This is a genomic window from Evtepia sp., assembly GCF_056797215.1.
The window spans coordinates 1-20964 of record NZ_JBQILM010000007.1 but is presented as its reverse complement, the minus strand read 5'-3'; the positions used below and the strand labels follow the sequence as shown (position 1 = coordinate 20964).

Here is a 20964-nt window from a genome sequence, read left to right as displayed (position 1 = left end):
GGGTTCCTCCTTATATAAAATATCGCGGGTGGTTTGGGTATCTGGGGGTCAATGCCCCCGGGGATGGTTCCGGCCGCTGCCCCGCCCGGCAGGGGGACGGGTACGGGGGCCTCCCGGGGGGGGCTCTGCCCGGCCGCCGCGGCGGCGCTCCCGGCGGAAGTCCGGGGACTGCCGCCGGGCCTCGTCCCGGGCCAGCTTTTCCTCCGCCTGCTGGCGCTTGTGTTCCAGCCGGCGGCGGCGCTCCTGCTGCTTGATCAGGCGGCGGTTGTTGCGGATGCGCCGCACCACCCCCAGGGCCAGGAAGAACAGGGAGACAATCAGCAAAACCTGGACGAAGCGGTTGCCGAAGAAGCTGTTGACACTGTCCACAAAGGCCAGGAAGGGGGAGAGCTCCACGCCGTTGACGGCGGCCAGCTCCACGGTGCCGTACTCCTGGCCGTTGTACACGGCGGTGAGGGTGCCCAGCACCTGCCCGGCGGAGATGGGGGCGAAGGCGTACTCCCCCAGGTCCTCCCGCAGTTCCAGCTTCTCCGGGTCATACTCCCCGGGGATGAGCACGTTGATGGATTCCTTGGGCTGGACGATGACGTGGGCGGTTTGCAGGGAGAAGCGCAGGGGGAGCTCCTTGCGCCACTCCTCGGCATCCACCAGGGTGGCGGCGGAGAAGTTGTCAAAGCCCCAGTCGTAGAGGCGGATGCTCTCGGAGAAGTGCTTGCGCAGGGTAACCTGCCCGGCGGCGTTCACGTCCTCCCCCGCCCCCAGGACCACCGCCACCAGGGTGTGGCCCTTCCGGGTGACGGCAGAGGCCAGGCAGTGCCCTGCCTCCCCGGTGTTGCCGGTTTTGATGCCGATGGTGCCGGAGTAGACATAGCCGGGGTAGGAATACCGGGCCAGGAGGCCGTTGGTGGTGTAGAGGGTCCGGGGGGCGGTAAGGTTGGTAGCGGGGACCTGGTACTGCCCTGTCCCCACAATCTCCCGGAAGATGGAGTGGCCCATGGCCTCCTTACACACCCGGTAAATGTCCCGGGCGGTGGAGTAGTGGTTGGGGTCGTGGAGGCCGTTGGGGTTGGCGAAATGGGTCCCCGTCATCCCCAGCTCCTGGGCCCGCTGGTTCATCCGCTCCACAAAGCTGGCCATATCCCCTGCCACGGTGAGGGCCAGGGCGTTGGCCCCCTCGTTGGCGGAGCGGACCATGGTGCAGTAGAGCAAATCCTTGACGCTGATCTGCTCCCCCAGCACCAGGCGGGGGTTGGCGTGGGAGGCATCCGCCGGCAGGCCATCCAGGGCGGCGGCGGAGACGGTGACCACCGTGTCCAGGGAGAGTTCCCCCCGGCTGATGGCCTCCAACACCAGCAGCACAGTCATGACCTTGGTGATGCTGGCGGGGTAGCGCTGTTCGTCGGCATTCTGCTCAAAGAGGACTTGGTCGCTGTCCATGTCGATGAGCACAGCGGCGGTGGCCTCTAGGGTGAGAGGCTCCACCCCCCGGTATTCCACCGCCCCGGCGGCGGGGGCCAGGAGCTGCACCAGCAGGCACAGCAGCAAAAGAAGGGGGGCAAAGGGGCATTTTTTCATAGGAAATATCCTCATTCTATGGTATAATACAGGGAACCCCTGGGGCATACGGCCCCAGGACAGGCAAAAAAACGGTCAATCTAGTTGTCATTATAGCAAAGGGAGGCAAAAGACGCAATGGGCGGATGGTGGATGGGGCGGAAAAATCGAAAACCCAGCCCCTTTGCCTGCCTTGTCCTCCTGTTCACCGCCCTGTTTGCCCTGCTGTGTCTCCTCCGTTGGAGCCAGGCCCCAGCCTCCCCCACGGTGGTGGTGCCCCAGTTCCCCGGGGCGGAGCCCTGGCAGTTGGAGACAGTGGACGCCCCCGGAATGCTGGAAGGGGAGGTCCTGGACCTGAACACCGCCAGCCAAGGGGACCTGTCCCGCCTGCCAGGCATCGGCGAAAAGCGGGCGGCGGATATCGTGGCCTGGCGGGAGGCCCAGGGGGGCTTTCCCACCCCCGAAGGGGTGCTAGAGGTCCCCGGCATCGGGCCGGGCATTTTCGCACGCATCCAAGCGTACATCACAGTGTCCCCCCTGGGGGAGAGAGGAGGCAGCCATGGCGCGGATTTTGGTGGTTGACGACGAGGAGGTCATGGTGAAGGGCATCCGCTTCAACCTGGAAAACGAGGGCTACCAGGTGGACGTGGGCTATGACGGCCGCCAGGCGGTGGACATGGCCCGGGGCACAGACTACGACCTGATTATTTTGGACTGGATGATGCCGGCCTTGGACGGCCTGGCCGCCTGCATGGAAATCCGCTCCTTTTCCAGCGTCCCCATCATCATGCTCACCGCCCGGGGGGAGGACACGGACAAGCTCCTGGGCTTTGAATATGGGGTAGACGACTACATCACAAAGCCCTTCAACATTTTGGAGATGAAGGCCCGGGTAAAGGCCCTGCTGCGCCGGGCGGCGGCCCCCCGCCGGAGCCCGGCAGGGGCGGACGACCGCCTAAAACAAGGCAGCCTCACCCTGGACAGCGCCGCCCGGACTACCTGGTATGACGGCAAGCCTGTGGAGCTCACCGCCAAGGAGTTTGACCTATTGGAGCTGCTGATGAAAAACCCCGACCGGGTGTACAGCCGGGAGCAGCTTTTGAACCTGGTGTGGGGGTATGCCTACACCGGGGAGTACCGGACGGTGGACGTCCACATCCGCCGCCTCCGGGAGAAAATCGAGCCGGACCCCGCCAAGCCCAGCATCCTGTGTACCAAGTGGGGGGTGGGCTACTATTTGAAGGGGGAGGACGCCTGAGGGCCTCCCCCACCCCAGAGAGGAGGGACAGCCTGTGGCAAAAAACAAGACCTGGTCCAGCTGGAAAAACTCCCTCCAACTGCGCCTGACCCTGGGCTATGCCCTGCTCATCGCGGTGCTGCTGCTGCTCATGAACACCTATCCCCTGCTGATGAGCCAGAACCTGATGTTCCGTTCCCAGCAGACCGCCCTGGAAAACCAAGCCCTCCTCATCGCCAACAGCCTCACCACCGCCGACAGCCTCACCCCGGAGACGGTGGAACAGGCCCTCGGGCCCCTGGACGAGCTGGATGTCCAGCGCCTGCTGATTACCGACGAGGCGGGGCTGGTGCTCTACGACTCCGACCAAGCGGACAGCAGCGCCGGGCGCTATGCCCTCACCGGGGCGGTGGTCTCCGCCTTGGAGGGGAACAACGCTTTTTTCGGCCGCTATGACGGGGGCAGCTTCACCAGCAGCGCCGCCCTGCCGGTGATGACCCGGAACACCGTGGTGGGGGCGGTGTGCCTGTTCAACGAGGACGCCGCCCAGGGTGCCCTGCTCCAACAGCTACAGGGGAACCTGCGGCTGATCTCCCTGGTGGTGTGCCTGGCGGTGCTGGTGCTGTTTGCCGCCTTTTCCAACCTCCTGGCGCGCCGGGTGGGGGTGCTGCTGGGGGGTATCCGCCGGGTGCGGGCGGGGGAGTATACCCACCGGGTGACCATGAAGGGCCACGACGAGCTGGTGCAGCTGGCGGAGGAGTTCAACCAGCTCACCGGCCGCCTACAGGCCACGGAGGCCCGGCGGCGGCGCTTTGTCTCCGACGCCTCCCACGAGCTCAAGACCCCCCTGGCCTCCATCCGCCTATTGACGGACTCCATCCTTCAGGATGAGACCATCGACCGAGCCACCACCCGGGAGTTTGTGGGGGACATCGGCCAGGCGGCAGACCGGCTCATCCACATCAGCGAGAGCCTCCTCTCCCTGAACCGCCTGGACGAGGGGCAGACTGTAGGCCGGGAGCCGGTGGCGGTGAACGCCCAGGCGGAGAAGCTCTGCCGCCTCCTGGCCCCCCTGGCGGAGGAGGCGGGGGTGCGTCTGGAAACCGCCCTGGAACCGGACTGCGTAGCCTGTTGTGGGGAGGAGGACGTAAACCAAATCCTGCGCAACCTGATTGAGAACGCCATCAAGTACAACAGCCCTGGGGGCCACGTCCTGGTGTCCACCCACTGCCAGGGGGGCCAAGTGGTGTTGGAGGTGGCGGACAGCGGGGTCGGCATTCCGGAAGAGGACTTGCCCCGGATTTTTGAACGTTTTTACCGGGTGGACAAGGCCCGGTCCCGGGCCGCCGGGGGCACAGGCTTGGGCCTGTCCATTGTGCTGGACACGGTACGGCTGTATGACGGGGACGTGACGGTCCAATCCACCCTGGGGGAGGGCTCCTGCTTCACCGCCACCCTCCCCGCCTGGACGCAAGAGGAGGGGGAAGCATGAGACGATACCTGTGCCCCGGGGCAGCGCTGCTGTTGCTGCTGTCCCTGGTGGGCTGCGGGGTCCCCCGGGCCCAGGAGGGGGCATACCAGCTCTATTTCCGGGCCCAGGAGGGAGAGGTCGCCCTGGTGGCAGAGCCCCGCTGCCTCCCAGAGGACTGCGACGACCCAGTGGAGGGCTTGTTGTCCCTCCTGCTGGAGGGGCCCCAGGGGGAGGACCTCAGCCGGGCCATCCCCAGCAGCGTGACCCTCCGGGGCACCACCCTGGAAAACGGGCTGCTGACGGTGGACCTTTCCAGCCGCTACGCCAGCCTGTCCGGCATCGACCTGACCTTGGCGGACTACAGCATCGTCCAGACCCTGAGCCAGGTGGAGGGGGTGGAGACGGTGACCATCACCGCGGAGGGGGAACCCATCCCCTACCGGGACCACCAGCGGCTGACGGCGGCGGATGCCTGGATTGCCACGGAATAAAAAAACCTCCCAGCGGGAGGGGGGAAAAGGGCCGCCGAATCCGGCGGCCCTTGAATATTCTAATTGGGTATCTGGCGAGGGAAGCACCCTCAACGGAACTCCTCATACACCACATGGTGGGCAATGTCCTTTTCCGGCTGGGAACTCATCCGCCCGGCCTCGATCTCCTCCCAGGTCACGCTGTTGTCCTTGGTCATGACGTATCTAACGTAGGAGGAATATTGCGCGTTGGCGGCCTCAGCCCGCCCGGCATAGTACATCATATAGGGGTAGGTCTCCACCAGGTCCCGGCCGTTCTCATAGGCACGGACGGTATAGGCTTCGCCGTCATAGCTCAAATCATGGAAGTAAATCCCATTCCCCCGGGACTCGTAGCGGCATAGGCGCACCTCGGCAGCCTTGCCATGGGACGATGCCTCCACAAAGGAATCCCACACGCCCTGCCCGGAGACCATCCGTCCGTCCTCAAACACCACGCAACCGTCCTTCTTGGCCTGCGCCAAGCTGTAGTTGTTGGGCAGTTCATCCAGGGGTAGGGGCGCACCCGCCAATTGGGTTCCGCAACCAGCGCAGAAAAGCAGACACAGCGCCACCATAGTATAAGCAATCCAACGTCTCATAGCGGTTCCTCCTATCAATTTGGTATCTTTATTTTAGCACGTCTCCAAGACGCTGTCAAGCCTGTGGGGGCAATGTGGACAAAATTCCGCCGGGACCACAAAAAAGAGATTTTACACTATAGTTCGAGGGAAAAATTTTTTCGGGAATTTTCAAAAAATGTGTCCACTTTTTGGCGCTTGGAGGAATATATAGATAGAAGCTTCAATTGAGAGACCCGCTTAGCGGCGGGCGGGGAGGGGTGCCAATGAAGAAATTGACGAGGTAGGAAACAAAAGACACATGCGGAGCGAGGGGGCACTTTGGGGAATTTTATTAAAAAAGTAAAAAATATGTCCACTTTACCCCATTTTGTGCTCTGTATATATAGAGGCCTTAATTCAGAGATGCCCGTTTAGCGGCGGGCAAGGAGGTTGCGAATGAAGAAAATGATACAGCAAAAGCGAAAGATATAGATTTCATAAGGAGGTTTTATTATGAAGACTCGTTATTTATCATTTTTCCTAGTATTGGTACTCATCTCAACTTTGATTATTCCTGTAGCCGCAGTAGCAGTAGAATCTGATAAAGTATCTGCTGAGGTAAAAGAAGAAAATAAAATACAAATAGTTAATACGCCGATTAAATCCGGTTGGATAATGGAATCTGTAGGACATGGTGAATTTATAATAATTGATTCAGATAATATTACGATGAGGAGAATGGCGAATGTATCAACAAACGTAAAACAGGGAGAGTATATTTCTGTAGTCCCAACAAGTGATTCCGAGATTTTTCAGACGGCAGACGGTAAATACTTGGTTCGCGCTACAGAAAACTCATATCTCCTGAGTGACAAAATAGCAGTTAATACTAATAATATTGAAAACTATAAACCAGTTTTTGAGAAATTTAATATTAGCCAAAAATCTATTCTTGAAATGGAAGAAGTAATTGCATCGCAAGTAGCTATGGGAAATGATGAGATTTCAATTGATATTTATGTGCCGAGTGAAAATTTAACTAATGAAATAATGCCTTTAAGAGGGGAAACAAATACTAGCTACTATACTTATAAAGACAAAACTGGATATACATGGAAGATGAGGGATATTTCAACAAAATATTCTAATCTGCGCTCGCCGTGGATAGAGAAAAAGGGAGAAAAAACAAAGGATATTGCTACGTCAATTAGAGATATCACAATCTCAGCGTTAGGTGGAATTTCAAAGGTAGCTAAGTTAGCAACAGCAGCAGGATTAGCAACGAGCATCTATGGTCTATATAAAAATCTTCGTGGAGAAGTAGTTGAATGTACGGGAGAAGACTATTTATCAGTAAGCATAATTTTTGATAGAATTGAAAAGGATTCTCAAAGCTATATTACTGGCACAACGAACGGGTATATGCCAGGCAAAGTAACACATAAAGTTTGGGTTAACAGATTAGATTGCTATGAATTCCATAAAAAAAATGGAGAATCTGCGCTTGTTAAACCGATAGTAAATAAGGAACATTTTTCCAAATATTGGAGCGATAATGAAGCGACATTATCGCGCACTGGATGGGATGACTATCTTAGGTGTAAGATTTACGGTACTACTGTCATACTGAACGGAAAGAGTTAATGAGTAGTAAACATCTGCGGTATATAATAGGGACTATCACTCTAATCGTTTTAGTTTATTTATTATATCCCCGCCCACTAGTGGAAAATACGGAAACAAGTCATATCAAATCTTTTCTTTATAATCCCTGTTATGGGCAAAATGTGGATAGTGATATGGTAAATTTATACATATCTCCTGAAAATGAGAAAGAGATACTGACTTGCTTACGTCGATATAAGGAACAAAAAAGCTTGGCAAAAGCAAATGAATGTCAAGCAAGCCGTACTATCGCATTCGAAATTCTACTAGAAGATGTAGGCCAGAGCAAGTGGATTACAATAGGAAATCCAAGTTATAGCTATGAATCCTATGGAAAATTGAAGTGTAGGATAGTAGATGGAGATTCTCTTCAAGGGGATTTGATGGATTTACTAGATGTTAGCCCTTTGAAATCTAAGCTTTATTTAGAGTAGAGAAAACTGCAAACGGATAACTCCCCACAAAAATGGCTCCTGTTGAAAGGAGCCGTTTTTGTGGGGGCCTGGGGGCTCGTAAGGAGTGGCAGGAAATTACTTGACACCTCCTGCCCCCCATGGTAATATACTGGATAAGACAATTTCATCTCGCGTTGAACGGGAAGAGTACCAGATATGGCCTGGACAGAGAGGGGTGGCCACCGGCTGCAAGCCACCCTGCAAGGCCCTTTGGGAATGTGCGCCCGGGAGCGAGAGGGATGCAGATGCCCTCCGGTTTGGCCCCGTTATCCGCCTTTCAAGTGATAAAAAAGAGTGGAACCGCGATTATGATCGCCTCTTTCTCCCAAAGGAGAAGGGGGCGTTTTTTCGCCCCACCTAGTTCGAGGTGAACCGCATTGCATTTGATCGAGACCCTGGCCGCCTATCAGGCCCGCGACCCCGCCGCCCGGAGCAAGCTGGAGGTATTCCTCCTCTACCCCGGCGTCCACGCCACCATCAACCACCGCATTGCCCACTGGCTGTATACCCACAACTGCCGCTTCCTGGCCCGGGCTGTGTCCCAGTGGAGCCGGTTTTGGACTGGCATTGAAATCCACCCCGGCGCCAAAATCGGCCGGCGCTTTGTCATCGACCACGGCATGGGCATCGTCATCGGCGAGACCGCCGAAATCGGGGACGACTGCCTCATCTACCACGGCGTCACCCTGGGGGGCACCGGCAAGGACAAGGGCAAGCGCCACCCCACCCTGGGCAACAACGTCCTGGTGGGCAACGGCGCCCGGATTTTGGGCCCCTTCACCGTGGGGGACAACGTGCGCATCGCCGCCGGCTCCGTGGTGCTGCGGGAGGTGCCCCCGGACAGCACCGCTGTGGGCGTGCCTGCCCAGGTGGTGCGGGTCCACGGCGCCGCCACCGCCTATGCCGACAGCGTAGACCAGGTCAACGTCCGCGACCCCATTTTGGAGCGCTTGGCCGCCGTCTCCTCCCGGCTGGAGCTGGTGGAACGGCTGCTGGATGAAAAATACCAGGAGGGCTTGCCCTCTGACACCGAAGAAAAAGGAGAAGATGTGAATGCAGCTCTATAATTCTGCCACCCATAAGCGGGAGCCCTTCCAGACCCACACCCCCGGCCACGTGGAGATGTACACCTGTGGCCCCACAGTGTACCACTTCGCCCACATCGGGAACCTGCGCAGCTATATCATGGAGGACGTGTTGGAAAAGCACCTGCGCTTCTCCGGCTACGACGTAAACCGGGTGATGAACATCACCGACGTAGGCCACCTGGCCAGCGACGCCGACGAGGGCGAGGACAAGATGCTCACCGGGGCCAAGCGGGAGCACAAGTCCGTGCTGGAAATCGCCCAGTTCTACACCGACGCCTTCTTTGCCGACTGCGCCAAGCTAAACATCAAAACCCCCGACGTGGTCCAACCCGCCACGGGGCTCATCGACGAGTATATTAAAATCGTGTCCACCCTCATTGAAAAAGACTATGCCTACCTAGCCGGGGGGAACGTGTACTTTGACACCGCCAAGCTGTCCCGCTACTACGTGTTCAACGAGCACAACGAGGAAGACTTGGCCGTGGGCGTCCGGGAGGGCGTGGAGGAGGACAACAACAAGCGCAACCGCAACGACTTCGTCCTCTGGTTCACCAAGTCCAAGTTTGAGGACCAGGCCCTGAAGTGGGACTCCCCCTGGGGCATCGGCTACCCCGGCTGGCACATCGAATGCTCCGGCATCTCCATGAAATTCAACGGGGAATACCTGGACCTCCACTGCGGCGGCATCGACAACGCCTTCCCCCACCACACCAACGAAATCGCCCAGTCCGAGAGCTACCTGGGCCACCCCTGGTGCAAGCAGTGGTTCCATGTCCACCACCTGAACACCGAGGGGGGGAAGATGTCCAAGTCCAAGGGGGAGTTTTTGACCGTGACCCTTTTGGAGGAAAAGGGGTATGACCCCCTGGTGTACCGCTTCTTCTGCCTGCAAAGCCACTACCGCAAGGCCCTGGTGTTCAGCTGGGAAAACCTGGACAACGCCGCCGGGACCTTTGCCAAGCTCCTGGGCCGCATCGCCGCCCTAAAGCCCGACGACGGGCCTGTGGACGAAGGGGAGAAAACCGCCCTGGTGGAGCGGTTCAAGGCCGCCCTAGACAATGACCTGAACACCGCCCAGGCAGTCACCTGCGTCTATGACGTGCTGAAAGCCAAGACCAACGGCGCCACCAAGCTGGCGGCCCTGGGGGACTATGACAAGGTCCTGAGCCTGGACCTCCTGGCGAAGGCCGAGGCCAAGCGCCAGGAAGCCGCCAAGGCCACCGCCGCCACCCAAGACGGCTGCACCATCACCGGGGAGGGAGACCCGGCCATCGACGCCCTGGTCCTCCAACGCTTCCAGGCCAAGAAGGCCAAGAACTTCGCCGAAGCCGACCGCATCCGAGACGAACTGTCCGCCCAGGGCATTGTCCTCACAGATGTGCCTGGGGGGACGAAGTGGGCGCGGGGGTAACCCACACCGAGACAAAAATTCCCTTGCCCCTCCCCTTGTGTTTTGTTTATACTTTGTATATACTACTTCTAGGAGGTGTTTGCCATGTATGCAACGATTCAGAAATGGGGCAATAGCCAAGGTTTACGCTTGCCCAAAGCCCTTCTGGACCTCACAGGCTTGCAGGAAAACGACCGCGTGGAACTGACACAAGCCGAGGACGGGATTTATATCAAAAAGGCTGCCACAAAACACCGCACCCTGGAAGAATACCTGGTGGATTTTTATGGGAAACCCATCGACGAAATCCCTCCTTTGACGGAGGGTGAATATGACTGGGGCCCGTCAAGAGGCAGGGAACTATGGTAAGTATTTTTGAGCAGGGGGACATCGTTTACATGGACTTTGACCCCCAAGCCGGGCATGAGCAGAGAGGCCGCCGTCCAGCCCTGGTGGTGAGCAACAATCTATTCAACCGGGTCAGCAGCCTTACCATGGTTTGCCCCATTACCCACACAGACCGGAGGCACCCCTTCCATCTGCGTTTGCGGGGAACCGTCAAAACAGACGGGGTGATCCTCTGCGACCAGGCCCGAATGCTGGATTTGGCAAGCCGCAATGCATCCTTTGTGGAAAAGGCCCCTGCTGATTTGACCTCCGAAGTGGCAGAGCTGATGATCCGCTTCATTGAACCAAGCTAACTTGTATTTAAGAAACCCGCTTCTTGAATTTTCGATGATATCAGATATATTATAAAATCCGCAAAAACATCCCCTTCCCCCCGTCCCTCACCCAGGGCCACAAAAAAAGCCGTCCATTTCTGGACGGCTTTTTCAAGGCGCAAAAACAATTGACAAGCCCTGAGAACTCTGTTAGAATAAAGTCAGGAAATACATACCCGTTTTGGAAGGTAGCATTCCGTTTATTTTAGGAAAGTCAAGATAAACATATTCGGCAGCTATGGGGAGTAGCCGCTCCCCATAGCCTGCGCAGGCGAAGGCCCGCCTACACAACGGGATTCTATCCCGAACCTTATATACAGTATAGCACAGCTAAGCTCATTTCCGCAAGTCCTAAAAAGATCTGGAATTCCGGCTTGTGGACTTCTCCTTTCTTTGGGGCGCGTGGTACCACGCCTCACCAGTTGTGTGTATGTGTTGAAAAGGCACTGTGTAGGACATAGCAATATGCCTGCATGGTGTTTTCTTGCTTTCTCCGACGTCGAGACAGGGGTGGGGCTGGAAGGGCCCTTCCAGCTCTGCCCCCGACAGAGGAGCATACACACAACTGAATAAGAAAGAGAGGTGTGCTGGTGTGTTTATGGTACCCTGTTCCAGAGATGGCTTCTGCAAGTGGTTCAGCACTGGACTGGATACGCGTAATTGCCCATGGAAACGGTTTGAGCATATTGCGACTACGGCACTTCCCTGTAGAGCAAGCACTCTATGGATACTGCACTTCCTGTTCCCCAACTCTCGGCCGCGTTATACCCTGCTTCAGCGTATCCGCCGCAAACATGCTCTACTGAAAGCCCCCGTTGTGGATGGGAACGACTATGTGAATCCGTTTACCCATGAGCAGATGCGGGAGTTGATGCTGGATGTGGCCTTTTGGCTCCAAGAAACGCTGTTTGCCCACTATTGGGAGGAGGACCGCAGCCTGAGCTGGGAGGAGTTTCTCAAGCTGACAGAGAACCGGAGCGATATTAAGGCAGCTGCCGCAAATACCCTTCATATCTTCCCCCTCATCTGCCGGCCAGATTTGGACCCGGTTGCGCAGGTTTTGTCGGCGGCTCCCTCCCGCTATGACTATGCCTCCCGGGCAGACCTGATCCCACCAGAGAGCCGCGCTGTGCCGCCGCTGATCGTGTCGGCGCTGGAGTTAGAGGATACGGTGGAGCGGGTGCTTTATAAGCTGGAAATGGCACTTTATCTGAAAACGACGAAGCCGACCCAAAGGATTGGGTTCATGGAATTTTGCCAAAGAATAGATGAAGAATCCGTTCTGGCAGAGATGATCGTCCAGCGGACCCGCTGGGTGTTCTCCGCCAACCTGGGGAAGCTAAAAGGCATCTGGGCGCACAAAAAGCTGATTGAGCTCCCACCTCTGCGTATCCCATGAAAAACCCCCGGACGCCAGCGTCCGGGGGTTTTTTGCAACTTTTTAGCGCCATTCTGTCAGGGCTGGGGGAACACTGTGGACAGGTCAATCTGGCAGCCCTCCAAGACCGCAGCCGGGAGGATGCTGTCCCGCTTGTACACCGCCGGGGAGGGGTAAGCGCCCTCCTCCAACACGTGGACGGAAACCACCTGGGCCATTGGGTCCACAATCCAGTATTCTCCCACCCCGGCTTGCTGGTACATCCGAAACTTTGTCCACCGGTCGTTGCGGCGGGTGGACTCGGAGAGGATTTCCACCACCAGGTTCGGGGCCCCATGGACGCCCCGGCGGTCCACCTTCTTGGGGTCGCACACCACCAGCAGGTCCGGCTGCACCACCGTGTCCACATCCTCCGGGCCGTCCTCCTGCCCCTCAAAGAGACGGACGTCGAAGGGGGCGGCGTAGACCTTGCAGCGTTTCCCCCGCAAGTGGGCGTGGAGCTGGACGAACAGCTCTCCGCTGACCTCTTGGTGCAGGTCGGAGGGGGAAGCCAAGGCCACTGGCTGGCCATCGTAGAGCTCATAGCGAATGGACGTGTCCCAGTCCAGCAGATCAGCGTAGGTATAGCGTTTCTCGGCGGGTAAAGGTGCCATAGGTCAGACCTCCTTCTCTCGTGCAGGCGGCGGTATGGATACAATAGCAGGATACCCCACATGGGGTCACTCTATTATATCCCACTGTGCCCTGGAATGCAAGGCGCTCAGCTTGCCGCCTTCCTACTGGACACCATCTTAATCCCCACCAAGGCCAGCAGCATCAGCACAATGGCGATGGGCAGGGTAATCAAGGCATTGGGCACAAAGCCCGCGATGATGTAGGACACAAAGCTCACCGCCGCCGCCGTGATGGCGTAAGGCAGTTGGGTGGAGACGTGGTCCACGTGGTCACACTGGGCCCCGGCGGAGGCCATGATGGTGGTGTCGGAGATGGGGGAGCAGTGGTCGCCGCACACCGCACCGGCCATGCAGGCGGACACGCACACCACCCCCAAGGGCTCCGTCAGGGGGAACACCCCCAGGGTGATGGGGATGAGGATGCCAAAGGTGCCCCAGCTGGTGCCGGTGGCAAAGGCCAGGAAGCAGCCGATGAGGAACACCACTGCGGGAAGGAAGGCCTGGAACGCCCCGGCGGAGCTCTTCACCACGGACTCCACAAACTCCCCGGCCCCCAGGGAGTCGGTCATGGCTTTCAGGGTCCAGGCGAAGGTGAGAATCATGATGGCGGGGACCATGGCCCGGAAGCCCTCCGGGATACAGGCCATGGACTGGCGGAAGCTCATCACCCGGCGCAGGCAGTAGTAGACAATGGTGAAGGCCAGGGCGAACACCGAGCCCAGCATCAAGCCCACGGAGGCGTCGGAGTTGGAAAAGGCTTCCACAAAGGAGGCCCCTGCAAAGAAGTCGCCGGAATAGATCATCCCAATGACACAGGCCACAATCAGCACCGCAATGGGCAGCACCAGGTCCAGCACAATGCCCTTTTCCTCCGGCGCTTCTTCTGTGGGGCCGGCGTAGGGGTTGCGGCCGTTGAACAGGTCCCCGGTGCTCTGGGCCCGGTGCTCAAAGCGGGACATGGGGCTCAGCTCCACCTTCATGAGGATCATCCCCACCATCATCACCACGGTGAGGATGGCGTAAAAGTTAAAGGGGATGGCCTTGATGAACAGGGTCAGGCCGCTGCCGTCCTCCACGTAGCTGGCCACCGCCGCCGCCCAGGAGGAGATGGGGGCGATGATGCACACCGGCGCCGCCGTGGCGTCGATAAGGTACGCCAGCTTGGCCCGGGAGAGCTTATATTTGTCCGTCACCGGACGCATCACGGAGCCCACGGTAAGGCAGTTGAAATAGTCGTCGATGAAGATCAGCACCCCCAGGGCTACGGTGGCCAGCTGGGCCCCCACCCGGGTTTTGATGTGCTGGGCCGCCCAGCGGCCAAAGGCGGCGGAGCCCCCGGCCTTGTTCATCAGGCAGACCATGGCCCCCAGGACCACCAGGAACACCAGGATACCAATGTTGTAGCTATCCGCCAGCACGCTGACAATGCCGTCCTCAAACACATGGAGGACGGTGCCCTCAAAGGAGTAGGCCGAGTAGAGCAGGCCGCCCATCAGGGCCCCTACGAAGAGGGAGGAGTACACCTCCTTGGTAATCAGGGCCAGGGCAATGGCCACCACCGGGGGCAGCAGCGCCCAGGCGGTGCCGTAGAACCCGCCGCCCTCGGCGGCACTCTCCCCGCTGTTGGCGGTCAGGGGGAGGAGGAACGCCGCCAGCAGGAACACCGCCAGCAGCCCTCCCTTGAGCAGTTTCGACTTTCTCATACAGTTCCCTCTCTTAAATAGAAATGAAGTCATGACAGCCCCTGTCATGACTTCATAAAAAAACGATGGGCTATGAATCACAACAGCGCTCCGCGCCTCTATCATGCCGCCATCGTAGCAGAAAAAGACAGGAAAGTCAACCGTTTGTCAAGAATCGACAGCATCCCGCCCCAAAGCGCCTGCCGTGCCCTCCGGCGTGCGGATTTTCAAGCTCAGGCGGATCAAATAGGCCTCCGGGTCATCGGTGGAGAAGCGGCTCACCAAGTCCTCCTCGTAGAGGTCCCCGTCCATGGTGTAGCCCTGGGCCCAGACCCAGTCCCGCAGCCGGCGGCAGGCCTCGTACTCCGACTGGTAGGAGCCCTGGTGGTAGAGCACCGCATAGGTCCCCGCCGGCTGTATCCAGGCGCCCTGGCTCCCCGCCGGGACCTGGCAGTAATAATAGTCCTCCATGAAGCGGTCCCGTTCCAAGCTCTCCCGGAGGATGATGTCCCCGGGGTTCATGGAGACACTCCCCGCGCTGCGCCCCTTGGCCAACAGCTCCCGGATGTGCAGCAGGTATTGCGCCTCCTCGAACTGCTCAAACCGGGGGGCAGGGACCACCGCCAAGCTGCGCTCCGGCAGCACTTCCAGCCGGATTTCCCCCGGCGTCACCCCCCCGGCCAACTCCAATTGCCGCACCGTCTCCGCCAAGAAATCCTCCATGCGTTGGAGACGGCCGCGCTCCGCCTCTAGCTCCGCCTCCTTCTGCCGCAGCAGCTCCAAAAAGCCCTCCGGGTTGCGGCGGTTCAAATAGGCCCGGATTTCCGACAGGGGCGTGCCCAAGCGCCGCAGGGCGGCGATGATATCAAAGGTGGCCAGCTGCCGGGCGGAGTAATAGCGGTAACCGTTTTCCCCCACCTCCTGGGGGCGCAGGAGGCCAATGTGGTCGTAGTGGAGCAGGGTGTCCTTCTTCACCCCGCACAGGGCTGCAAAGGCCGCGGTTTTGAACAGATGCTTTTCCATTGAATATCCCCCCATAACACCCGCAGAAAAAAATAGAAAAAATTTTTCAGTCCCCCCTTGACTCTGGGGTAACACCATGGTTTATCCTCAGTATAGCAAAAAACAAGGCCTGGCACAAGGCCAAACTGTATTATGAGGTGTTATCATGTCTTCCCCTGCCAAGGGCTCCTGGAAAGCCCTGCTGCATTACGTCGTCCCCTCCGTCTCCGCCATGGTCCTGTTCTCTTCCTATACCTTGGTGGACGGAATCTTTGTGGCCAAGGGTGTGGGTGAGCTGGCCTTAGCCAGCGTGAACCTTGCCCTCCCCTTCGTCAACCTCCTGTCCGGCATTGCCATCCTCCTCTCCATGGGGACCTCCACCCGCTGCGCCTTCGCCCTGGGCCAGGGCCAGCGGGACAAAGCCTCCGCCCTCTTCAGCCAGACCGTGGCAGTGATCGTGGCCCTCTCCCTGCTGATTACCGCCGCCGTCTCCCTCTTCGCCCCCTCCCTAGCCCATCTGCTGGGGGCGCGGGCCCAGACCGCGGCGTATACCACAGAATACCTGCGCATCGTGGGGCTGTTCTCTCTGTGCTTCATCCTCTCCTACTGCCTGGAAAACATGGTGAAGGTGGACGGCGCCCCCCACCTCTCCGTCATTGGCGTTGCCATCAGCTTTGCGGTGAACGTAGGGCTGGACTACCTCTTTATCCTGCGCCTGCACTGGGGCGTGGCAGGGGCGGCCTGGGCCACGGGGTTGGCCCAATTGGCCAGCATGCTCTTTTTCCTGTGCCGTTTCCTGGGCAAAAAGAGCACCCTGCGGTTTTGCCCCTTCCGCCTGCGGCTGGGGGAGCTGGGGCGGATCCTGCCCCTGGGGGTGGCGGACTGCTCCATTGAGCTGATGCTGGGCTTTCTGACCATGCTGTATAACCATGTGATCCCCTCCCTTTTGGGGGAGGCATCCTTGGCCACCTACGCGGTCATTGCCTATATCAGCCTCCTTGTCACCATGCTCATGCAGGGCGTGGCCCACGGCCTGATGCCCCTCGTAAGCCTGTGCGCTGGCCGGGGGGAGGAGGCCGTTGTCCGGCAGCATCTGCGCCAGGGCCTCCTGCTCACCCTGGGCCTGGGCCTGGTGGTGGAGCTGCTGTGCCAGCTTGCCCCCGGCGCCCTGACAGCCCTGCTCCTGGAACGCAGCAGCCCCTTGTTCCCCCAGACGGTTTCTGCCCTGCGGCTGTATGCCCTTTCCTTCCTTCTCTCCGGCGTGAGTATCGTGCTGGCCGGCTATTTCGCCGCCCTGGGGAAAGCAGGCAGCTCGGTGCTGCTGTCCCTGGGCCGGGGCTTCGTCTTCCTGCCGGGCGCGGTGCTTCTGGTCAGCGCCCTGAACGGAAGCGTCAGTATCTGGCTGGCCGCCCTGGTCGGCGAGCTGTTTTCCCTGGCGCTGGCGGTGCTTCTCTTAAAGCGCAATTCCCAGGCCCTGGGGCAGACCCCGGCCGCCGCCGCCGCGTAGCACTCCCATCGCGTGAATTCATGAAATGAGGTGTATGTATATGAACAAAGCGTTGAATCCCACCTGGAAGAATTTCTTCCACTTCGCCCTCCCCTCCATGGCCGCCATGGTTATCTTCTCGTCCTATACCATCATCGACGGGATTTTCGTGGCCAAGGGCGTCAGCGACCTAGCCATGGCGGCGGTGAACCTCTCCCTGCCCTTCATCAACGTGCTGTCAGGCCTGGCAGTGCTGCTGACCATGGGCACCTCCACCCTATGTGCCTTCGCCCTGGGGAAGGGGGACCAGAAAAAGGCGGAAGAGCTGTTCACCCAGACCGTGGTGGTCATCCTCATTGTCTCCGCTGTCATCAGTGTGGCGGTGTCCATTTTCGCTAAGCCCCTGGCCTACCTCCTGGGGGCACGGGAGCTGACCATCGGCTACTCCTCCCAATACCTCCATGTGGTGTGCCTGTTCTCTGTGTGCGTCATCCTCTCCTACTGCCTAGAGGTGATGGTAAAGGTGGACGGACGGCCCCAGCTGGCTATGATCGGCATGGCCATCAGCTTTGTTATCCACATCGGCTTGGACTATATCTTCATTTTCCACCTGCACCTGGAAGTCCTGGGCTCCGCCCTGGCCACAGGGCTGTCCCATACCGGCAGCCTGATCTTCTTCCTGGCCTACTTCCTCTCCGGCAAGTCCAACCTGCGGTTCCGTAAGTTCAAGTGGAACCTGAGAAAGGTGGTGGAGGGCCTGCCCCTGGGGGTGGCGGACTGCTCCGTGGAGTTCGTCCTGGGCTTTTTGACCATGCTGTACAACCACGTCATCGTGGCGACCCTTGGGGAAGAGAGCTTGCCCATCTACGCGGTGATCTCTTACATCACCATCCTGGTGTTCTTCCTGATGCAGGGCATCGCCCAGGGCATGATGCCCTTGGTAAGCCTGGCGGAGGGCCACAACGACCACGCCGCCAGCCGGAACTTCCTGCGAAAATGCCTCATCACCGTGGTGGTAACGGGTGTCATTTTGGAGCTCATCTGCCAGTTGGCCCCAGGGCCGGTGGTGTCCATCCTCCTGGAAGGGGAGAACGTCCTCTACGACGACGCGGTCTCTGCCCTGCGGCAGTACGCCCTGTCCTACCTGTTGACGGGCTTCTCCATCGCCCTGGCCGGTTACTTCGCGGCCTTGGGCCGGGGCCCCTCCTCCATGCTGCTCTCCCTGGGCCGGGGCTTCATCCTCCTGCCCGGCGCCCTCCTGGCCCTGAATGCCCTCACCGGCGGCAGCGGCATCTGGATGGCCGCCCTGGCGGGGGAGGTCCTCAGTGTCCTGCTGGGCTTCGCCCTGCTGCGGCGGGCGGAGCACCGCCAGCCGGTGCTGGCAGCCAGCCAGGGATAAGTAAATCAATGGTCCGTGGGCCGTCTGGGTATCCAGGCGGCCCATTCAGCGCATCCCCCCTGTTTCAAAAAACTTGACGGCCATGCTTATGTACGCTATACTGTACATATAATACCGTTGGAGGTGAGCTACATGACAAACACAAACATTACAGCCTTTCGGAAAAACGTGTTTGGATTTGTGAATCAGGCCGTAAGCTATGGTGATGTCGTCAACGTAACCACAAAAAATGGAAACGCGGTCATCATCAGCGAACAAGACTATAACAGCATGGTAGAAACCCTGCATCTCTCCTCCATCCCTGGTATGGAGGAAAAGCTCAAAGCCGCTGCCGCTGAGCCACTAGAGGAATGCACCCCCTACAACCCGGACGAGGCATGGTAATGCACAATGTACCAGATCGTTTTCTCAAAACAGGCCATGAAGGACCGGCGGTTGATTGCGCAAGCGGGGCTTGAACAGCGGACAAAGGCGCTGCTTGCCGTTATGTCTGAAAACCCCTTCCAAAATCCACCACCCTATGAAAAGCTGGTGGGGAATTTGTCTGGCTTCTATTCCCGCCGCATCAACATTCAGCATCGGCTTGTCTATTCTGTGCATGAGGAAGAGGCAATCGTAAAGGTCTTGCGTATGTGGACCCATTATGAATAACGCCCTCTGCCGCCTTGTATGGGCGGTTTGAAGGAGGCCGGGATGGGCGTATTTTTGCCTTCCTCTCATCAAATGCATTGATTTTGTGCTGCAAATGCCATATAATATCAATAAATCCGAATGCAAAGGGGTGTTTACTATGGCGAATACAACAACCTTCAGCGTCCGTATAGACAGCGAGATCAAACAGGAATGCGAGGAACTCTTTGGCCAACTGGGTATGACCCTGACCACTGCCATCAATGTTTTCCTGCGCCAATCCCTCCACACAGGGGGCTTGCCCTTTGAGGTCAAAATGCCTAGGCCCAATAAAGAAACCATCGCTGCCATGTTGGAGGCGGAACGGATTGCAACGGACCCATCTGTAAAAAGGTATACTGATTTAGATGAGTTGTTTGCTGATTTACGCGCATGAGAAAGACAGTTTACACGGTTGTAACAACCAAGCAATTCAAAAAAGATTACAAGTTAGCCATAAAGCGGCACATGGATGTAGGATTGTTAGAGGACATCGTTGCAGCCCTTTCCATGGGCGAAACTTTGGCGGAAAAGCACCGGGATCATGCCCTGGTGGGAAAATGGGTAGGCCACCGGGAATGTCACATTCTTCCCGACTGGCTTTTGGTCTATCGTTTTGAGGACGATGTGCTGATATTGACCCTATCCCGCACCGGCTCCCACAGCGATATCTTTGGAGAATAGGCGGCAAGCCTCCGCAATGGCATACGCAAGGCCCGCCCTGGAACACACCCAGGGCGGGCCTTATTCTATCGTATTTGTTCAAAGCTCGCAGGCGGTCAAATCCTCAAAGGTCTGCCGCCGCACCGCCAGGTGAGCCTTCCCGTCCCGGAGCATCACCAGGGCTGGGCGGCACAGGCGGTTGTAGTTGGAGGCCATGGTGAAGTTATAGGCCCCTGTGGTGAGCACCGCCAGGAGGTCCCCCCGCTGCATCTGGGGCAGGTGGATGTTCTCCTGGATCAAATCCCCGCTCTCACAGCAGCGCCCCGCCACGGAGCAGAGGAAGTCTGCTGGATCGTTCATCCGGTCTGCCGGCAGGACGGTGTAGGGGGCCTGGTAGAGGGCATAGCGGGGGTTGTCCGTCATGCCGCCGTTTACGGTCACATAGCTGCGGTAGCCCTCGATGGTCTTGACCCCGCCCACCCGATAGAGGGTAACCCCGGCGTCCGCTACGATGCTCCGTCCCGGCTCCAAGAGGATGCGGGGGAGGGGATAGCCCTTTTCCTTGCATCCCGCCTCCAAATGCTCCGCCAGAGCCCGGATGTTGCCGGGGATGTCCACCTGGGGGTCCTGTTCCTGATACCGAACTCCAAAGCCGCCCCCCAGGTTCAGCACCTGGGCGGTAAAGCCCAGGGTCTCCCGCAGCCCTTGGGCGAAGTCCAGCAGGATGTCCACCGCGTCGCAGAAGGGCTCTGCCTCGAAAATCTGGGAACCAATGTGGCTGTGGAAGCCCTCCACCTCCAAGTGCTCCATGGTAAGGGCCTTTGCCACGAAGGCAGCGGCCTGCCCCGTCTCAATGGGGACGCCAAACTGGCAGTCGATGCGCCCGGTGTTGATGGCTTGCAGGGTGTGGGGATCGATCCCCGGGGTCACCCGGAGGAGGACCTTTTGCCGCTTCCCCCGTTCCCCGGCAAAGTGGTTCAACTGAGCCAGCTCCAAGGGGTTGTCCACGATGAAGTGGCCCACCCCCTGGTCCAGGGCGTATTGGATGTCCTCGTCGGTCTTATTGTTGCCGTGGAAGTAGAGCTGTTCTGGGGGGAAGCCCCCGGCCAGGGCGGTGTAAATCTCCCCTGGGGAGACCACGTCTGCCCCCATGCCCTCCTCCTTCAGCACAGGGTAGAGGCCCTTGAAGCACAGGGCTTTCCCGGCAAACAGGGGCTGGGACCCGGCAGGCATAGACGCCCCCATGGCCTGGGTGTAGCGGCGGCAGTTGGCCCGGACCCGGTCCTCGTCCAGGACATACAGGGGCGCCCCGAACTCCTCTGCCAGCGCCGTGGCGTCCAGGCCCCCAATGGTCAGG

Annotated in this window: 23 protein-coding genes; 17 read left to right on the top strand and 6 right to left on the bottom strand. The window is 58.7% G+C overall.

What is annotated here, in order from left to right:
• Positions 1-48: 48 nt before the first annotated feature.
• A complete protein-coding gene (locus ACTOZL_RS02745; protein ID WP_482476552.1) occupies positions 49-1575 on the bottom strand; it encodes a D-alanyl-D-alanine carboxypeptidase family protein in 1527 nt (508 codons plus the stop codon).
• Positions 1576-1692: 117 nt separating this feature from the next.
• Here ACTOZL_RS02745 and ACTOZL_RS02740 point away from each other — a divergent pair, with 117 nt between their 5' ends.
• Genes ACTOZL_RS02740 through ACTOZL_RS02725 form a run of 4 tightly spaced genes read left to right on the top strand, consistent with a single transcriptional unit; the run spans position 1693 to position 4753 of the window.
• Positions 1693-2136 carry a ComEA family DNA-binding protein gene (locus tag ACTOZL_RS02740; protein ID WP_482476551.1) on the top strand — a complete coding sequence of 148 codons (444 nt, stop codon included), beginning with the start codon at positions 1693-1695 and terminating at the stop codon, positions 2134-2136.
• On the top strand, positions 2114-2812 hold the full coding sequence (locus tag ACTOZL_RS02735; protein ID WP_482476550.1) for a response regulator transcription factor: 699 nt from the start codon (positions 2114-2116) through the stop codon (positions 2810-2812). The genes ACTOZL_RS02740 and ACTOZL_RS02735 overlap by 23 nt, the downstream gene beginning before the upstream one ends.
• Positions 2813-2846: 34 nt before the next feature.
• A complete protein-coding gene (locus ACTOZL_RS02730) occupies positions 2847-4283 on the top strand; it encodes a sensor histidine kinase (RefSeq protein WP_482476549.1) in 1437 nt (478 codons plus the stop codon).
• Positions 4280-4753 carry a GerMN domain-containing protein gene (locus ACTOZL_RS02725; protein ID WP_482476548.1) on the top strand — a complete coding sequence of 158 codons (474 nt, stop codon included), beginning with the start codon at positions 4280-4282 and terminating at the stop codon, positions 4751-4753. Before ACTOZL_RS02730 ends, ACTOZL_RS02725 begins: the two co-directional genes overlap by 4 nt.
• Positions 4754-4842: 89 nt before the next feature.
• On the opposite strand, the gene ACTOZL_RS02720 is transcribed toward ACTOZL_RS02725, so the two are convergent.
• On the bottom strand, positions 4843-5373 hold the full coding sequence (locus tag ACTOZL_RS02720; RefSeq protein ID WP_482476547.1) for a hypothetical protein: 531 nt from the start codon (positions 5371-5373) through the stop codon (positions 4843-4845).
• 474 nt (positions 5374-5847) lie between these two features.
• On the opposite strand from ACTOZL_RS02720, the gene ACTOZL_RS02715 reads away from it, so the two are divergent.
• The 7 genes from ACTOZL_RS02715 to ACTOZL_RS02685 all read left to right on the top strand — a co-directional run bounded on the left by ACTOZL_RS02715 (position 5848) and on the right by ACTOZL_RS02685 (position 12053).
• Positions 5848-6978, top strand: a complete 1131-nt coding sequence (locus ACTOZL_RS02715) for a DUF5022 domain-containing protein (protein ID WP_482476546.1) — start codon at positions 5848-5850, stop codon at positions 6976-6978.
• A gap of 155 nt (positions 6979-7133) precedes the next feature.
• Complete coding sequence (locus ACTOZL_RS02710) at positions 7134-7433, top strand: hypothetical protein (RefSeq protein WP_482476545.1); 300 nt, start codon at positions 7134-7136, stop codon at positions 7431-7433.
• 398 nt (positions 7434-7831) lie between these two features.
• Complete coding sequence (cysE, locus tag ACTOZL_RS02705) at positions 7832-8521, top strand: serine O-acetyltransferase (protein ID WP_482476544.1); 690 nt, start codon at positions 7832-7834, stop codon at positions 8519-8521.
• Complete coding sequence (cysS, locus tag ACTOZL_RS02700) at positions 8508-9953, top strand: cysteine--tRNA ligase (protein ID WP_482476543.1); 1446 nt, start codon at positions 8508-8510, stop codon at positions 9951-9953. The genes cysE and cysS overlap by 14 nt, the downstream gene beginning before the upstream one ends.
• An 84-nt stretch (positions 9954-10037) precedes the next feature.
• Entirely contained in the window at positions 10038-10301 is a 264-nt protein-coding gene (locus ACTOZL_RS02695; protein ID WP_482476542.1) for an AbrB/MazE/SpoVT family DNA-binding domain-containing protein, read from the top strand.
• A complete protein-coding gene (locus tag ACTOZL_RS02690; RefSeq protein ID WP_482476541.1) occupies positions 10295-10633 on the top strand; it encodes a type II toxin-antitoxin system PemK/MazF family toxin in 339 nt (112 codons plus the stop codon). Before ACTOZL_RS02695 ends, ACTOZL_RS02690 begins: the two co-directional genes overlap by 7 nt.
• 838 nt (positions 10634-11471) lie before the next feature.
• Positions 11472-12053, top strand: a complete 582-nt coding sequence (locus tag ACTOZL_RS02685; RefSeq protein WP_482476540.1) for a hypothetical protein — start codon at positions 11472-11474, stop codon at positions 12051-12053.
• Positions 12054-12109: 56 nt separating this feature from the next.
• Here the strand turns inward: ACTOZL_RS02685 and ACTOZL_RS02680 are convergent, their stop codons facing one another.
• From ACTOZL_RS02680 to ACTOZL_RS02670, 3 genes are all read right to left on the bottom strand, one after another.
• Positions 12110-12685, bottom strand: coding sequence for a Uma2 family endonuclease (locus tag ACTOZL_RS02680; RefSeq protein WP_482476539.1), 576 nt, complete (start codon positions 12683-12685; stop codon positions 12110-12112).
• 107 nt (positions 12686-12792) lie between these two features.
• On the bottom strand, positions 12793-14409 hold the full coding sequence (locus ACTOZL_RS02675; protein ID WP_482476538.1) for a Na+/H+ antiporter NhaC family protein: 1617 nt from the start codon (positions 14407-14409) through the stop codon (positions 12793-12795).
• Positions 14410-14556: 147 nt separating this feature from the next.
• The gene (locus tag ACTOZL_RS02670) at positions 14557-15411 is read right to left on the bottom strand and encodes a MerR family transcriptional regulator (protein ID WP_482476537.1); all 855 of its coding nucleotides are present in this window, start codon (positions 15409-15411) and stop codon (positions 14557-14559) included.
• A 145-nt stretch (positions 15412-15556) separates the two neighbouring features.
• Here ACTOZL_RS02670 and ACTOZL_RS02665 point away from each other — a divergent pair, with 145 nt between their 5' ends.
• From ACTOZL_RS02665 to ACTOZL_RS02640, 6 genes are all read left to right on the top strand, one after another.
• Positions 15557-16897 carry an MATE family efflux transporter gene (locus ACTOZL_RS02665; RefSeq protein ID WP_482476536.1) on the top strand — a complete coding sequence of 447 codons (1341 nt, stop codon included), beginning with the start codon at positions 15557-15559 and terminating at the stop codon, positions 16895-16897.
• A gap of 40 nt (positions 16898-16937) precedes the next feature.
• Positions 16938-18275, top strand: a complete 1338-nt coding sequence (locus tag ACTOZL_RS02660; protein WP_482476535.1) for an MATE family efflux transporter — start codon at positions 16938-16940, stop codon at positions 18273-18275.
• Between the two features lie 132 nt (positions 18276-18407).
• Positions 18408-18659, top strand: coding sequence for a type II toxin-antitoxin system Phd/YefM family antitoxin (locus ACTOZL_RS02655; protein WP_482476534.1), 252 nt, complete (start codon positions 18408-18410; stop codon positions 18657-18659).
• A 6-nt stretch (positions 18660-18665) separates the two neighbouring features.
• On the top strand, positions 18666-18926 hold the full coding sequence (locus ACTOZL_RS02650) for a Txe/YoeB family addiction module toxin (protein WP_482476533.1): 261 nt from the start codon (positions 18666-18668) through the stop codon (positions 18924-18926).
• A 139-nt stretch (positions 18927-19065) separates the two neighbouring features.
• On the top strand, positions 19066-19341 hold the full coding sequence (locus ACTOZL_RS02645) for a type II toxin-antitoxin system RelB/DinJ family antitoxin (RefSeq protein WP_482476532.1): 276 nt from the start codon (positions 19066-19068) through the stop codon (positions 19339-19341).
• Entirely contained in the window at positions 19338-19628 is a 291-nt protein-coding gene (locus ACTOZL_RS02640; protein ID WP_482476531.1) for a type II toxin-antitoxin system YafQ family toxin, read from the top strand. The genes ACTOZL_RS02645 and ACTOZL_RS02640 overlap by 4 nt, the downstream gene beginning before the upstream one ends.
• A gap of 78 nt (positions 19629-19706) precedes the next feature.
• On the opposite strand, the gene lysA is transcribed toward ACTOZL_RS02640, so the two are convergent.
• On the bottom strand, positions 19707-20964 hold a 1258-nt coding region (lysA, locus tag ACTOZL_RS02635; RefSeq protein WP_482476530.1), incomplete at its 5' end, for a diaminopimelate decarboxylase.

Excerpts from the sequence above, each read along its gene's own strand:
- ACTOZL_RS02675 (WP_482476538.1), bottom strand. The coding sequence starts at position 14,409 with ATGAGAAAGTCGAAACTGCTCAAGGGAGGGCTGCTGGCGGTGTTCCTG.
- ACTOZL_RS02680 (WP_482476539.1), bottom strand. The coding sequence starts at position 12,685 with ATGGCACCTTTACCCGCCGAGAAACGCTATACCTACGCTGATCTGCTG.
- ACTOZL_RS02660 (WP_482476535.1), top strand. The coding sequence starts at position 16,938 with ATGAACAAAGCGTTGAATCCCACCTGGAAGAATTTCTTCCACTTCGCC.
- ACTOZL_RS02745 (WP_482476552.1), bottom strand. The coding sequence starts at position 1,575 with ATGAAAAAATGCCCCTTTGCCCCCCTTCTTTTGCTGCTGTGCCTGCTG.
- ACTOZL_RS02640 (WP_482476531.1), top strand. The coding sequence starts at position 19,338 with ATGAGAAAGACAGTTTACACGGTTGTAACAACCAAGCAATTCAAAAAA.
- cysS (WP_482476543.1), top strand. The coding sequence starts at position 8,508 with ATGCAGCTCTATAATTCTGCCACCCATAAGCGGGAGCCCTTCCAGACC.
- ACTOZL_RS02740 (WP_482476551.1), top strand. The coding sequence starts at position 1,693 with ATGGGCGGATGGTGGATGGGGCGGAAAAATCGAAAACCCAGCCCCTTT.
- ACTOZL_RS02720 (WP_482476547.1), bottom strand. The coding sequence starts at position 5,373 with ATGAGACGTTGGATTGCTTATACTATGGTGGCGCTGTGTCTGCTTTTC.
- ACTOZL_RS02690 (WP_482476541.1), top strand. The coding sequence starts at position 10,295 with ATGGTAAGTATTTTTGAGCAGGGGGACATCGTTTACATGGACTTTGAC.
- ACTOZL_RS02645 (WP_482476532.1), top strand. The coding sequence starts at position 19,066 with ATGGCGAATACAACAACCTTCAGCGTCCGTATAGACAGCGAGATCAAA.
- ACTOZL_RS02735 (WP_482476550.1), top strand. The coding sequence starts at position 2,114 with ATGGCGCGGATTTTGGTGGTTGACGACGAGGAGGTCATGGTGAAGGGC.
- ACTOZL_RS02655 (WP_482476534.1), top strand. The coding sequence starts at position 18,408 with ATGACAAACACAAACATTACAGCCTTTCGGAAAAACGTGTTTGGATTT.
- ACTOZL_RS02710 (WP_482476545.1), top strand. The coding sequence starts at position 7,134 with ATGGTAAATTTATACATATCTCCTGAAAATGAGAAAGAGATACTGACT.
- ACTOZL_RS02665 (WP_482476536.1), top strand. The coding sequence starts at position 15,557 with ATGTCTTCCCCTGCCAAGGGCTCCTGGAAAGCCCTGCTGCATTACGTC.
- ACTOZL_RS02715 (WP_482476546.1), top strand. The coding sequence starts at position 5,848 with ATGAAGACTCGTTATTTATCATTTTTCCTAGTATTGGTACTCATCTCA.
- ACTOZL_RS02650 (WP_482476533.1), top strand. The coding sequence starts at position 18,666 with ATGTACCAGATCGTTTTCTCAAAACAGGCCATGAAGGACCGGCGGTTG.
- ACTOZL_RS02725 (WP_482476548.1), top strand. The coding sequence starts at position 4,280 with ATGAGACGATACCTGTGCCCCGGGGCAGCGCTGCTGTTGCTGCTGTCC.
- ACTOZL_RS02695 (WP_482476542.1), top strand. The coding sequence starts at position 10,038 with ATGTATGCAACGATTCAGAAATGGGGCAATAGCCAAGGTTTACGCTTG.
- ACTOZL_RS02670 (WP_482476537.1), bottom strand. The coding sequence starts at position 15,411 with ATGGAAAAGCATCTGTTCAAAACCGCGGCCTTTGCAGCCCTGTGCGGG.